This is a genomic window from Pedobacter sp. R-06 (genome assembly GCF_049913135.1).
In the GTDB taxonomy this organism is placed as follows: domain Bacteria; phylum Bacteroidota; class Bacteroidia; order Sphingobacteriales; family Sphingobacteriaceae; genus Pedobacter.
On the sequence record NZ_CP183977.1, the window covers coordinates 2046198 to 2060003 of the forward strand.

9 protein-coding genes are annotated in these 13806 nt (G+C 38.3%); 4 read left to right on the forward strand and 5 right to left on the reverse strand.

Translation table 11 applies throughout. The features are described from left to right. Positions 1-35: 35 nt before the first annotated feature. Positions 36-644: a Crp/Fnr family transcriptional regulator gene (locus ACN9MR_RS08360; protein ID WP_426329150.1), complete on the forward strand. Its 609-nt coding sequence runs from the start codon at positions 36-38 to the stop codon at positions 642-644. On the opposite strand, the gene ACN9MR_RS08365 is transcribed toward ACN9MR_RS08360, so the two are convergent. Further along, complete coding sequence (locus tag ACN9MR_RS08365; protein ID WP_426329151.1) at positions 641-1273, reverse strand: phosphatase PAP2 family protein; 633 nt, start codon at positions 1271-1273, stop codon at positions 641-643. The genes ACN9MR_RS08360 and ACN9MR_RS08365 overlap by 4 nt on opposite strands. A 458-nt stretch (positions 1274-1731) precedes the next feature. Between ACN9MR_RS08365 and ACN9MR_RS08370 the strand changes: the two genes are divergently transcribed. Then, positions 1732-2232 (forward strand): very short patch repair endonuclease, encoded by a 501-nt coding sequence (locus ACN9MR_RS08370; protein WP_426329152.1) that lies wholly within the window; start codon positions 1732-1734, stop codon positions 2230-2232. Positions 2233-2237: 5 nt separating this feature from the next. Here ACN9MR_RS08370 and ACN9MR_RS08375 read toward each other — a convergent pair whose 3' ends face one another. After that, positions 2238-2588: a hypothetical protein gene (locus tag ACN9MR_RS08375; protein ID WP_426329153.1), complete on the reverse strand. Its 351-nt coding sequence runs from the start codon at positions 2586-2588 to the stop codon at positions 2238-2240. A 198-nt stretch (positions 2589-2786) separates the two neighbouring features. Here ACN9MR_RS08375 and ACN9MR_RS08380 point away from each other — a divergent pair, with 198 nt between their 5' ends. Together ACN9MR_RS08380 and ACN9MR_RS08385 are read left to right on the forward strand one after the other, a co-directional pair. Beyond that, positions 2787-4004: a sterol desaturase family protein gene (locus ACN9MR_RS08380; RefSeq protein ID WP_426329154.1), complete on the forward strand. Its 1218-nt coding sequence runs from the start codon at positions 2787-2789 to the stop codon at positions 4002-4004. Continuing rightward, positions 3994-4686, forward strand: a complete 693-nt coding sequence (locus ACN9MR_RS08385; RefSeq protein ID WP_426329155.1) for a lysoplasmalogenase — start codon at positions 3994-3996, stop codon at positions 4684-4686. Before ACN9MR_RS08380 ends, ACN9MR_RS08385 begins: the two co-directional genes overlap by 11 nt. A gap of 239 nt (positions 4687-4925) precedes the next feature. On the opposite strand, the gene pbpC is transcribed toward ACN9MR_RS08385, so the two are convergent. The 3 genes from pbpC to ACN9MR_RS08400 form a co-directional block, all read right to left on the reverse strand. Continuing rightward, positions 4926-7307 (reverse strand): penicillin-binding protein 1C, encoded by a 2382-nt coding sequence (pbpC, locus tag ACN9MR_RS08390; RefSeq protein WP_426329157.1) that lies wholly within the window; start codon positions 7305-7307, stop codon positions 4926-4928. Positions 7308-7427: 120 nt separating this feature from the next. After that, on the reverse strand, positions 7428-7982 hold the full coding sequence (locus ACN9MR_RS08395) for an REP-associated tyrosine transposase (protein WP_426329158.1): 555 nt from the start codon (positions 7980-7982) through the stop codon (positions 7428-7430). 132 nt (positions 7983-8114) lie between these two features. Further along, entirely contained in the window at positions 8115-13706 is a 5592-nt protein-coding gene (locus ACN9MR_RS08400; RefSeq protein WP_426329159.1) for an alpha-2-macroglobulin family protein, read from the reverse strand. Between the last annotated feature and the right edge of the window lie 100 nt (positions 13707-13806).

Here is a 13806-nt window from a genome sequence, read left to right on the forward strand (position 1 = left end):
AGCTTGCATAGTTTTAAAATCCCGGATAAATTATTATGACTGCTGACCATCATGAAAGTGATCCCCTTATTAAGTATTTAAATGAGCTGCAGCCATTAAGAAAAGAAATAATTGAACGGATAAAAACCGAAACGTTCAAAATCTTTGTGCGTAAGAATGAAGTTTTGCCAAACCTTGGTGATGTTGGTAGCGATTGTTTATTTTTTATTGTTAAAGGTTTAGTACGGGCTTTTATAATGGATGAAGGAAAAGACATTACCGCCTGGTTAACGGATGAAAATCACCTTATTGGTAGTATTCGAAACCCGGGAACACTTATCCCAACTTATCAGGAACAATATCAGGCACTGGAAGATTCTGAACTGCTTATACTCCCATATCGTTTAATTGATGATATATATGCACAGTTTCCTGAAACCAACATTTTGGCTAGAAAATTATTGGCCATACATTACCATATGTCACAAGAGCGATCTATTTTATCGCGAATCCCTTCAGCAGAAATAAGGTATAAACAGTTTAAAATCGGGTACCCCAATATAAAGTCTAGGGTTCCTCTAAAATTTTTGGCCAGCTACCTGGGGATGCGGATCGAAACTCTAAGCAGGATCAGAAAGAAAGAAAAGGTAGAAGAAAAGGATTAATTTGCTTTCCTTTTGAAATAAAAATAACAAAGCGGGAAAAGGCAAATTAAGCCTAACAGAAAACCACCAACTGTATCGGTAAACCAATGTGCACCCAGATAAATTCGGGATGGTGCAATGGTGATCATCAAAAAGGCTGATAAATAAGTTACTATATTTCTAGTTAACTTTGGCACGTCTTTCAGCGTATTCATCAAAATAATTAAGAAGCCAAAAAAGAGGGTATAAGAAAGTACATGCCCGCTGGGATAACTCTGAAACCGGTTTACTTCCACCAGTCGCACATAAAATGCAGTAGGGCGTGGGCGGTTAATCACATTTTTTATACCCAGGATAATTAAGCCAGACAATAGCACCGTAGAAACAAATAGGCCTTCGCGTTTATACTTTTGTTGATAAAATATGGTTGCTACCACTACTACCGAAAGTAATGAATAAGGGAGCTCTCCAAAAAAACTGATGGCCAACATCAATTTATCTAACCAATCTGCATGATATTGCTGCATAAACAATGAAGTTTTAATATCAAAATCAAGTATTGGATGCTGCGCAATGAAAAAACTTAAACAAGTAAATGAAGCAATTAGTAAAATGAGTATAAAAATTAGCGTATTTCGTTTTAAAAGCATAGGTATAGGTTGATCAAAAACCAAAACTATGGATTTTATACCAATAGATGCAAAAAGTTTCAGCTTTTTAAAATGGATGCAATTTGAGATCAAAATCTCTGAAAGTGTAAATTTAAGTATAAGAAAAGCTACAAGACCAAAAATATTCATCAAGGAAATAAAACGATTCATCAAGGAAATACGCCTATCTGTATAATCCGCTATGATATGTTGAAATGATTTTTAATCTTCGAATCAGATAATAAGGATATCTATGCTTACGAGGTTGGCAGGATTAATTTCCTGCCGACTGAAGAAGCACTCCATTCGACAATTTACTCAAAAATTATACGTTTTGTATTAACGCTCCAGCCGAAGCCCCCTCCTTTAAATAAGGAAGGTGCTTAGGTTGATTAACATTGTCCCTTTCTGCCGCCAATTTTTTAAACAATTTACAACTATTCGTGGTTTTCTTTGGTATGGAGCCTAAGCCATATAAAGATGAGGATATTAAAGTGCCCCGCTTTGAAGAAAGTGCCGGTTTTTACACCACTGTACAACGGAGTAAGAACATGTCTAAAATTAGGGCAAAAAATAGCCAGCCCGAGCTGAACCTACGCAAGGCACTTTGGCGCAAACGTGTTAGGTTCAGAATACACCCTAAAAATTTTCCTGGCAAACCCGATCTGGTTATCAATAAGTACAGGCTTGCCATATTTGTGGATGGCGATTTTTGGCATGGTTACAAATGGGATGAAAAGAAATCAACTTTAAAAACAAATTCGGGTTTTTGGATTCCGAAGATTGAACGAAATATCCAACGCGACAAACATATTAACCAACAACTACATGCTCAAGGTTATACGGTAATGAGGTTTTGGGAACACGAGATAAAAGAAAGTTTAACAGCTTGTGTTAATCAGGTTTTACTTTATATCGAGGCGGCTAAATCGGCAATAATACCGCAGTTCGATGATTAGGCTGTTTATTTTACAGTAATCTGCTTCGGATCGGTAACTAAAATCTGTTTTTTGCCTTTATAATCAGATATAATTCCGGTAACACAGATTTTATTTCCCATAAACATGCTCGAAGGTTCTGAAGGGAATTTACGCTCATCTTCTTTATTAATGACTACGGTAATCAGCTCTTTTGGATAGGCGCCACCTAAATTAATTAAAGTTAATTTGTCTAAAGCCTTTGCACTGTACACCGAATCGCAAATGGTTACATTTTTGCCAATATATTGAGCAGCATCTTTGGCTAAGACTAGCGTTTGGCTCTTTGCATAAAATGCCGAGGCAATTAGCAACAAAAGGAGGGATAATTTTTTCATAGATGGGATGATTTAAATGAAAATTTAATAACGCCAAAAGCATTAGTTTAGCCTTTCAAAGTTAAGCTGAATTTGATAGAAATCAATAATTAAAACCAAACAAGCATAAATATTACATGAATTAGATTTTATGTTAACCTGAAAATTTTCTAAATTGTAAGGTAAATATTGCTAGCCAAATATTTTCTTCGCGTTGATATGAAAGTAGATTACATTGCGTTATCTGTACCCGTTTTTTTTATTCTGATCGGAATAGAATTGGCCTATAATTTTTATAAAAAATTAAATTATTATAGACTTAATGATAGTATTGCCAATTTAAGTCAGGGTATAGGGCAGCAGCTCACCGGTATTTTTATGAAAACCGCATTGTTTTTTGGTTACAAGTATATTTTTGAGCACTGGCGCTTATTTGAATTACCCAAAACTATATGGGTTTGGATACTGCTATTTATTGGCGTCGATTTTTTCTACTATTGGTTTCATCGGATGAGCCACGAAGTAAATGTTTTATGGGCAGCACATATTGTACACCACCAATCAGAAGAATACAATTTAACCGTGGCTTTACGGCAAAGCTGGTTTCAGGGGTGGTTTAGCTGGGTATTTTACCTTCCTTTGGCATTTGTTGGTTTTGATCCGATTATGTTTTTAACATTAAGTTCTTTCAATACTCTTTATCAGTTTTGGATTCACACCAGAGCCATTAAAAACATGGGTTTTTTAGAGTATATTTTTAATACACCTTCACATCATCGGGTACACCACGGCTCTAATCCAAAATATATCGATAAAAACCACGCTGGTACATTGATTATCTGGGACCGCTTTTTTGGTACTTTTCAGAAAGAAGAAGAAGAGGTTTATTATGGTATCACCAAACCTTTGGCCAGCTGGAATCCCGTTTGGGCAAACCTTCATTATTGGGATGACCTGGTTAAAACAGCAAAGCAATCACCTAAATTAAGTGATAAGGTTAAAGTTTTTCTTAAGCCTCCAGGCTGGTTTCCAGCACATCTGGGTGGATTTCAAAATGCGCCCGAAATAAATGTAGAAACCTATAAAAAGTATAATCCAGTTTATCAATCAAAGTTAACGGGTTATGTTCTGATTCAGTTTTTAATTGCTTTAACTGCAGGTTCTGCTATATTATTTTCTTACCATGAAATGGAAACCATTCCTTTAGTTGCTGGATCTATTTTTACCATATTTACATTAATTACCTGTGGTGCATTATTAGAACAACAGACATGGCAAATTAGGTTCGAGTATTTTAGGTTGCTGTTTGGTGTTTTGCTCGTTTTATTTTTGAAATTCCCGATTGGATATCAAGTAATTTTTGCGGCTATCCAGTTAATATCCGTAATTTGGTTTTTTAATTTGCAAAAGGCAAATCCTAATCCTGATGAAGACTAAGCTATTTTCATTTATATTTTTCCTCGTATTTGTAATTCAGCTATATGCCGAATATGCCAATAATATTGAGCTCCGAAATTTCTCTAAGCCATTAATTGTGCTGGTACTTTTGGTATGGCTTTATCTCAGCACAAACTTGAAAGGGCGTTTCCACAAGAGAATTTTCATTGGATTAATTTTTGCTTGGACTGGTGATATTTTGCTGATGTTTCAAAGCGGTAAACCAAGTTTTTTTATATATGGGTTAATCGCCTTTGTGGTCTGCCATATTTTTTACATCAGGGCATTTACACTTGATCATAGATCGAATCCCAACCACAAAACGCCTTATTTTTTGTGGGCCGTAGGCGCTTTTGCCATTTTTTGCTCAGGTCTGTTTTTTTATCTGCAGCCAAAACTGGGAGCTATGCAATTCCCCGTTTTAATGTATGCCATTATTATCACGGTTATGGCTATTATGGCTGTTAACCGATATGGGAAAGTGAATATTTTCAGCTTTAAACTCATTCTATATGGTGCGTTGTTTTTCTTATTGTCTGATAGTGTGTTGGCCGTGAATAAATTTGCTCAGCCCATTCCACAAAGTGGAGCTTTAATTATGGCAACCTACATGATTGCGCAGTATCTGATCGTTTATGGAACAATTTCGCGGCAGTTAGTGGTTACAAGAACTGAAGTATAACAGATTTATATAAGCCATTTAATTTTTGAAGTTTTAGAAAAGTAGGTTTCTACGGTAATAGGTTGCAGCAGTCTAGCTCTAGTTCCAATCTTTTTAATGCTGCGCTAAAAAGGTAAGTTACTGGAAATTAAAAAGGATTACCACTTGATCAGGTTTTATAGAACTTTGCACAGTTGAAACAAGCAAAATATAAAACGGTGTTAGTGCTTGAGCGCTTAAACCCTCCACCTTATCACCCTCTACCTTCCACCTTTCTTTTCCTTGTCTAAAACTGTAAAAGTTTGCACCAGCCTTTCTCCGTTTTCATCAACCAGGGTTAAAGTATGTTTACCGGGCGGTGGACTAATGGCCAGTTGATGAAAATTAGTAGTAGTGCTAACATATTCATTATCAATGTGCCAATATATTTTAGAAGCTGAATTTCTGTGGGCTGCATTAATCACAATTTTGCCTCTTGTTCCATCTAGTTCTAAAGGAATGTAAACTATTGCATTGTTTTTCGGGTAAATTACCTCCATTACACTATTTCCCCCCGCAAAGTCGCAGCCATCTTTAAAAGGAGGGAGGGATTTATAGTCGCTATTCTTTATTTTGTAATAATACTCCATTGCTGGCGGTAAAATAAACCAGCTTTTGTGCTGCATATGGGTTATGCTTTCACATTGGTCGCTAACCCTAAAAGTACCTGTTCTATCCAAATGGACCAATTTATGGAAAGGACAGACGGCAGTTTTCTCTCCTGCAACCGGCACTAGTTCTTCTGTCACGTTTGTACAGTATTCTCCGGCTTTGTAACCGCTCTGTTTGCATATTTTTATCTTTTTAAGTTTGGTGACTGGTGTTGTGAACCATTTTCCATTAGGCAATAATCTAAAAATATCAAATAGAACGGGAGCAGCTGCTTCAATCCCTACCAGGCCAGGTCTTCCTTCTCCATCGGCATTACCTACCCAAACACAAACCACATAATTTGGCGTTAAGCCAACGGCCCAGGCATCGCGAAAACCAAAACTCGTTCCTGTTTTCCAGGCAATTCTTTGCGATGAAGAAAATTGCTCCCATAAACCTTCATCACCAGGTCGCATTACCTCTTCCATTGCATTAAAAGTAGCCCAAATCGAGCCATGGTCTAAAAAGGAAGTACGTTGATAATCTTTTTCATCTTTATTTTCGCTATTGAAATAGCTTGCAGGTTTATAATCTTCAGGGTTATACAAACCTTTATAGGTATTGAAATGGTTCAATGTGCGCACCATGCCCATGTAGGTGTTGGCCAAATCCCACATCGTAACTTCGCTACCGCCTAAAATTAACGACAAACCATAATGATCTGCTGGTTGGTTAAGTGTTCCTATTCCCAGTTTTTTTAGTTTATCGTAAAAGCGTTCGTATTTGTATTGCTGCAGCATTTTCACTGCAGGGATGTTTAAGGAGCGGCTCAGCGCTTTATCGGCAGCAATGGCACCATCATAGCCCAAGTCGTAATTTTGAGGCGAATAACCTGCTATTTGAGTTGGAATATCGGGAACTAAGGTGTGTGGTAATATAAAGCCATCATTCATCATACTGGCATAAAGCAAAGGTTTTAAGGTACTGCCAGGACTTCGTGGCGCTTTAATCATATCCACGTGACTTTGTAGGTTGGCATTTTCCGGCTGATAGATATTACCCACATAACTTACTACTTCACCGCTTTTGGCATCGAGTACCAGCGCCGAAATATTATTGATGTCGTTTGCCCGGTAACGGTTATTGTACCGTTTTAATATAGAATTAACTTTTAGTTGGATATTTTCATCCAGTGTAGAAGTAATTCTGGTAGAGGGGATTTTAAGACTTGCTCGTTCTACTTTAAAACGGTTCAACAGATGCGGCGCATTCTGAGGCAGGGGCATAGGTTTGCCTGGAACCGGCTCTAGCTTAGCTAAATTAGCGGTTGCCTGATCGATGTATTTTAGTTTAGCCAGCTTATCTAATAAATCGTTTCTTTTTTTTATTAATCTTGTCGAGTTTTTACCCGGATGAACCAAAGAAGGGCTATTAGGCAATACAGCCAATGTTGCCATTTCACCCCACGAGAGGGTTTTGGCATTGCGGCCATAATATCGCCAACTTGCTGCTTCTAAACCCACAACATTACTGCCGAATGGTGCATTTGCCGCGTAAAGGCCTATAATTTCCTCTTTTGAATATTTTGTTTCCAAGCGCATGGCTAAAATTACTTCCAGTAACTTCTGCCAAACGGTTCGGTCTTGTTTTCGCGATAAACGGACTACCTGCATGGTTAATGTGCTGCCGCCACTTACCACACTCTTTGCCTTCCAATTTTGCCGCATAGCCCTGCTCATGGCCAAAAAATCGATGCCAAAATGGCTATAGAACCGCTTATCCTCGAAAGCAATAATACAATCCTTAAATTTTACGGGTACGCTATCTGCAACAGGGAATCGCCATTGTCCATCGCTGGCAATGGCCGCACTTAATAAATTACCATTGCGGGCCTCAATTACAAATGATGTAGGTGTTTTAAACAGTTTTGAGGGTAACGAAAAAAGAAAAGCCAAAAGCAGGACAAAGCAGATGAGATCGGAAATGAGGAAAGCTTTTGGGATTTTGTTCATTTAATTATTAACTCTAGTCTTAGCGTCTCGCTAAGACATTTATTATATATTTTTTCCGAAAGTAGTAGCACGACGCTATCACTAGATACTGGACATTTATTATTTCAAAATATTAAAAAGTTATTCAATAATAATAAGATCGATTTGTCCCTTTCTAATTTGATAATAATCGCCTGCACTACTGTTAATCCAATCTTCTTCTTTTTCTACAAAGCCTGCCTTCACAGGATTTTGGTGGATATAATTTAAACGCTGGTCTAAAATTTCATTAATATCGAGTTCTATGGGGTGACTGTGCTGTTGCCAAAATTGAAAATCTTTATTTCTTTCATTTTGATTTCCTAATTTTTTCATAATGTCTAACATCCATGATTTTCTGCTTTCAGTATAGCTATTCTCAATTACTTTTCTTAAATGTCTCGAAGTAAAACTTTTAAAATCTCGTACAATGTCAGATAAAATTCCACCATCTTCAGTTCCAATAATTAAATGAATGTGATTTGTCATAATGCAATAGGCATATAATTCTAATCCTTTTTGTTTTTGACAAAACCTTAAACTATCATAAATAATGTCAACGTATTCTTGCCTTGTAAATACGTCAATCCAATCTACAACGGTGAAAGTCACAAAATGGAGTTTAGTATTATCATGAAATTTGTACTTTCTTCCCATTTTTATTTTACAAAAAATATCTAGTCTTAGCGTCTCGCTAAGACTCTCGTCAGTATTAATCTACTCAACATTAATGTATTTATAGGTCGTAGCGAGACGCTACGACCAGTATCTGCAATTTACACCAATCCCTTACTTCACTACCTGTACCCATTTGCCAGCTTCAGTTGCCGAAATATCATTATTGTACATCGCTTCGCATTGAACGGCCGATAGATAATATTTGCCCAGATAAGATGCGTTAAGCAACACTTTATAAACCAAACTTTCACCTTCCCTTACATTAAAATAGGTGAAAACACGGTCATCTCTGATATCCTGGTAAGTAAAAGGAGATGAGGCTAAAATGCTCTGATTATCGTTAACGCGGGTATTGATGATTTCCCAACCTGAAGGGAAAATCTGTGTTAGCGCCATTTGTTCATAATAACCCATTCTGCCAGGATTTTTTACGGTTACCTCTGCATAAAAATCTGTTCCCTGTTTTAAAGTAGTTGGATCTAAAACTTTACCGTTTAAACGTTTGTAAGTCACGCTCATATCCAATACTTCTGGGCGGTTTGGTAAGAAATTGTTCTGACCAGCAATTGGCTGTCCTTCTAAAACCAAACGAACAAATAATACATTATTGCCATTATTGGCAACAGAAGCTGTATTTCCTTTAAAGCTTACAGGCGTACTGTTGATGTATTGATTTGAATTTACAGGTGCTGATTTTCCATCCAACACATACTGATATTGCAGTTTATTTGCCGATTGGTTTGAACCACAGAATTTGGCAATAGCCAACAAACTATAAGCGGTCGTTTGTGTGCTGTACCAGGTGTTTTCGCCAAGTTTAGCAGCTAAAGGTTGTAGTAAACCCGCGGCTTTTGCTTTCTGACCAAGTAAGGTCAGCGTTTCTAAAATCATGGCTTCATCACGTACGTCAGAGCCATAAGTTCCACCCAATTGTTTGTAAACCTGAATGGATGTATCTAAACCTCTGATCATATTTTGAGCAACATCATTTTGTCCGGCCAGTTTATAAGCAGCTGCCAATCGCCATTTTGCAGCAATTGATAAATATTCAAAAGCTTTTAAACGGTTCATTGCTGCCATTTCGGGTTTTTTAGCTAATGCAAGCATGTACAAACGATAGGCCTGAGACAAATCTCCACCGTAAAAATTATTGCTGTTTGGTGCCCAATTTGTCGCTTTTGATTTTTGGTAACGCAACAGTTCATCCAAAAGGCCAACAGGAAGGGTATAACCAGCATTTTGTGCTTCAATTAGGAAATGTCCGGCATAATTGCTTCCCCATTCATCAGAAGTACCCTCGCCAGGCCAGTACGACAAGCCTCCATCTGTAGTTTGGAAACCTTTTAGCCTGTTTATACCAGCCTTAATGTTTTTCTCTGTTGTGGCTTTTTGTTGTTCATTCAACGGACTTAATCTATCCAAGAAGAGCTGAGGAAATATACCCGAAGTAGTTTGCTCGATACAGCCATGCGGATATTGGATGAGGTAACTTAATCTTTTACCAAGGTTGATCGCGGGGATAGAAGAGACCTCGAGTGAACCTGAATTTGTACCCGCCATACCAATTGGCAAATAGTTTACAGCCCATTTAGTATGCGGCTGAACCGTTGCAGATACCACATTGGTTACATATGGGTTTGGATTTCTGATATCCATCTCCACATCATAAACTGTTTTCTCAGCTCCACTTTGTGCAATCACTTTTACTTTGGCAATACCCACCGTGTTTGGCGCCTTCACTTCGAAATAGGTCATCTGTTCGCCTGTTTGTTTGTAGTAAAGCTGTTGTTTGTTACTGCCTTGAACAATTAAATTACTTGCCTGGAGTTGTACTGATACATTTTTAAGGTTATTCTCTGTGGCAAAAACAGTTACCGGTAAGGTGAAACTTTCTCCCGGACCGATAACCCTTGGCAAAGTAGCTAAAACCATTAACGGCTTTTTAACCTGAACCGATTTTTCGGTAAAACCATACGCAGCATCCTGTCCGGCAACTACCATAGCCCTTACTGCACCAATGTACTGTGGTAATTTAAATTTGTGTGTTTTACTTTCGCCTTTGCCAATGGTAAATGGCCCCATAAATTTAACCACCGCTTTAAAACGGTTGGCTTTTGCAGGATTTAAGTTCTTGTTGATGCTACCATCACCACCAATGCTTAAAATGCGCTCTAAATTTCCTCCCCATGCGCCTAACACATAGTCGAATAAATCCCATGTTTTTACGCCTAAACCTTCGCGGGCATAAAATGCACCATGTGGATCGGGTGTTTTAAAACGTGTTAAGTCTAATAAACCTTCATCTACGAGGGCGATGGTATAGGTCATTGCTTTGCCGTTCTGCTCACCAACAGTGATGGTGTTTTCGGTTTCAGGCTTGATTTTATCCAACATTTTTATGGTTGGTTTTAAGATCGTTTGCGGATCTTCAACCGAAAGTGGAATAGCACCATACATTCTAATTGGTAAATCGTTAACCGTCTGTGCATGCGGTTGCAATAAAGTAATATTGGCAAAAACATTAGGCGCCATTTCTTTCTCGGCTTTAAACTTAAATTGCGTTTGTCCGGCTTTGGTATCTACCCAGAAGGTTTTTAATACCCGGCTTCCATTTTCAATGGAGATTAATGCTCTACCGTTTTTACCAGTTGGGATGGTTAAAGTAATGTCTTCTCCAACGGTAAATTTTTCCTTATTAGCAGTGAAAGATAACATAGATGCCTCAGTTGGGTTGCTGCCCTGTTCGCGCTGTGCCCAGCCCGGCCAATCTACATAAACAGACGTTCCGGTAACGTGCCCACCATTAACATCGCGTACTAAAATCAAATAACGGCCCCATTCTGGTTCATCAACGCGTAAATTCCAACTTCCTTTTCCGTTGAACAAGTTTACCTGATGGCTTTCAACTAATTTGTTGTATTGGTTTTGGGTAAAGTTGGCGTAGGTATATTGATCATCCTGTTCCCACCACCAACGCCATTGTGTTTTATATAATTCTACCTGGACGGTTTTAGTTCCGCTCAACAGTTTTCCATCGGTATTTACATTTACAATTTCGATTTTATGCTCTTTACCAGTAACCAGCATACCACTTAAACGGTCACCTTTTTCTGGTCGGATGCCCAAATAACTGCTGTATACATGATAAGGTATGCTAAAATTATCGATGCTGAAATTACCTCCTCGTTCGAAAACTTTGGTCGTAAAGTTTGCCCTCAACACGCCAGGAGCGGTATTATTCTCATTGAGATTGGTGTTAATCTGAGCTGTACCGTTCTGGTTTAAAGTACCTTCGAAAATGGTTTTAACCTGCGATTCGAAGTTAACCGTTGGGTTATCGAAACTAAAGCCCTCAAAACCCTTAAATTTGGTTTCCGTAGTGTTTAAGTTTACATCAACCTTAGCTTTTAAATTTTGTGCAACGGCACCGAATAGCCATTTGGCCGATAGGGTAGCGGCTGATGTTCCAGCGCTTAAATATGTTCTATTGCCAACGTTGAAATCAATTTTCAAACGGTTTGGCATTACGGTTTCAATTTTTAAGGTTTTGGTAAATGTAGCACCACCTGCTTTAACTTTCGCCATCCAGTTACCAGTAGGTGCTGTACTTTCAGTGGCGGTTTTAAAGGTGTAGAACCCATTTAAAGGTTTGCCATTAATCAATCTTTTATAAAGCTGACCTTTCGGGTTATAGAACTCCATGGTTACCGGATAATTGGCAGGGAGTTTTTTTAGTTTGTCTTCCAGCACGAAAGAAACAAATAAACTGTCGCCTGGTCGCCAAACGCCACGCTCGCCATAAATAAAGCCTTTTAAGCCACTTTGAACTACATCACCGCCCACATCGAAGCGGCTTAGCGGAAGTGAACTTCCATCGTCTAATTTAAGGTAGCCACGTTCTGAACCATTTTTAGCGATCAATAAGAAAGGCTGACGTTTCAGGTCAAAACTTGCAAAACCATCACCATCAGTTTTAGTAGTGAATATGATCTGTTTCTGATAATCCATCAACTCCAGGTTTACCCCACTCAATGGTTTTGCCGTCAATAGATCTGTTGCAACAATAAGCATACTGTTATCGTTACCACGTTTGGCTACCAAGCCAATATTCGAAGCAATTAAGTTTCTACTGGCCCAGCGCTGGTTAGTATAAAATGATGGTGTACATGGATTGTCTTTATCATTCCACCTGTAATTTTGCGGATAATAATTATTATAACGCTGCCAAAAATCATCGTCCTCATCAATTTTTTCACCATAACCTTCGTAATCTCCATATTCGGCTTCTTCATCACTACCATCGGCTTTTTCTTCCCCGGTTTTACAGTTGTAGGCATTGTATTCCTGTCTGAAAGCAATCGTAACGCGGTACATGGCACCTGGTTCTGTACGGATCATTTTATCAAGATCGAGGGTAAAACGATTCTTTTTATGAAGGTTAAGTGCCTTATCTTCATCTAATCTTACCGTTTTTTGCAGAATAGGTTTTGCCACCCTACGCAATTCGTTACCATCTTTATAACTATTAGTCTGAAAAAACTGCGGTATGTTGTTTTCATAAATTTTGATCACAGTAACATCAACAGCCTTTAAATTAATCGCTTCGAAAGGTAAAACCAGCTTTCCGGAGTTCGGTAAAATTGTACCCGCACCTGCAATGGTCACCGCTGGTAATTTATCCTCGAAAACAAGATTGGCTACTTTACCGTTTGGAAGTGTTTTCGCATTGATGTTTTCAACCCCTGCATTTACACTTAAAGTATAATTGCCTTTAAGTTCTTCGGCAGCATAAACTTTAACCTGACTGGCATCAATGGTATACCTTAAGTCGCTCAGATTGCCAAGCGTAATCATACCCGTTAAATCCTGTCCTACTCCAATTGGTTCAGAAAACTGTACCAATGCATAGTCTTCTTCGCCCTGAATAGCCTTCATGTCCAGGATTTCGAATTTATTTATCGCCGGAACACGGATTTCTACTTCTCCTTTTTGCTCTGCATCAATGGCATCGCCATCCCAATCTATTTTTAAATTTTGGTCGTTTCCAGTCTTTTTTATGCTGTCGATGGTAAATTTCGAGGTGTTTTTTGCCGGATCGTGCTGCCATTTGATTTTTAACTTTTGGTCAAAATCTAAAGAAATCGTTTTCTCTATTTTACTGGTTTCTTCCACATCAGCAGTAGCCACCTCGCCGGTTAATTTCATGTAATCCATCGCAGTATTGTTCTGCGAAACCAATCCGTTTTGAGAAAGCATCATTCCGGGGGTAATTACTTTAAATTCAAAGTCGAAATCTTCAAGGCCTTTTTCTGTGGCAGAAACCTCCGAAAGTTTGAATGTGGCTTCGTAGTTTTTGCCAGGTTTGAGATTTTCATCAGGTCTAAACTCAACCGTCTGCGGATCTATCCAATAGGTTTTGCCCGAGATAGAAGGGGAGAAGTCGAAAAGTTCGCGTGAATCTGCTTTGCCCAGGTCCTGCATACCTGTTGCCGCATTGGCTAAATGAACTCTGATAAAACTCTTTTTGGAAATGGTTCCAGAGGTATAGGCTTCGATATATTTTGCATAAGCCTGATTTTCTTCATGATTTTTTTTCTTTCTATTGAAATAGATGAATACAATTGCCGCTATAGAAATAGCAAGCAATCCGATAAAGATAAATTTCTTTTTAGAGGAGGATTGGTAGGTAGATGGTTGTTCCATGTTTGAAATTCGTTAAGATAAATGGAAATATAATGGTGCGGTAAAAGCAATAGATGTGCCGCAATTTATCCTTTGCAACCGAAACCCTATATTTCATCCG

Coding starts and splice junctions, on each gene's coding strand:
- ACN9MR_RS08385 (WP_426329155.1), top strand. CDS start 3,994: ATGAAGACTAAGCTATTTTCATTTATATTTTTCCTCGTATTTGTAATT.
- ACN9MR_RS08365 (WP_426329151.1), bottom strand. CDS start 1,273: ATGCTTTTAAAACGAAATACGCTAATTTTTATACTCATTTTACTAATT.
- pbpC (WP_426329157.1), bottom strand. CDS start 7,307: ATGAACAAAATCCCAAAAGCTTTCCTCATTTCCGATCTCATCTGCTTT.
- ACN9MR_RS08400 (WP_426329159.1), bottom strand. CDS start 13,706: ATGGAACAACCATCTACCTACCAATCCTCCTCTAAAAAGAAATTTATC.
- ACN9MR_RS08380 (WP_426329154.1), top strand. CDS start 2,787: ATGAAAGTAGATTACATTGCGTTATCTGTACCCGTTTTTTTTATTCTG.
- ACN9MR_RS08395 (WP_426329158.1), bottom strand. CDS start 7,982: ATGGGAAGAAAGTACAAATTTCATGATAATACTAAACTCCATTTTGTG.
- ACN9MR_RS08370 (WP_426329152.1), top strand. CDS start 1,732: ATGGAGCCTAAGCCATATAAAGATGAGGATATTAAAGTGCCCCGCTTT.
- ACN9MR_RS08375 (WP_426329153.1), bottom strand. CDS start 2,588: ATGAAAAAATTATCCCTCCTTTTGTTGCTAATTGCCTCGGCATTTTAT.
- ACN9MR_RS08360 (WP_426329150.1), top strand. CDS start 36: ATGACTGCTGACCATCATGAAAGTGATCCCCTTATTAAGTATTTAAAT.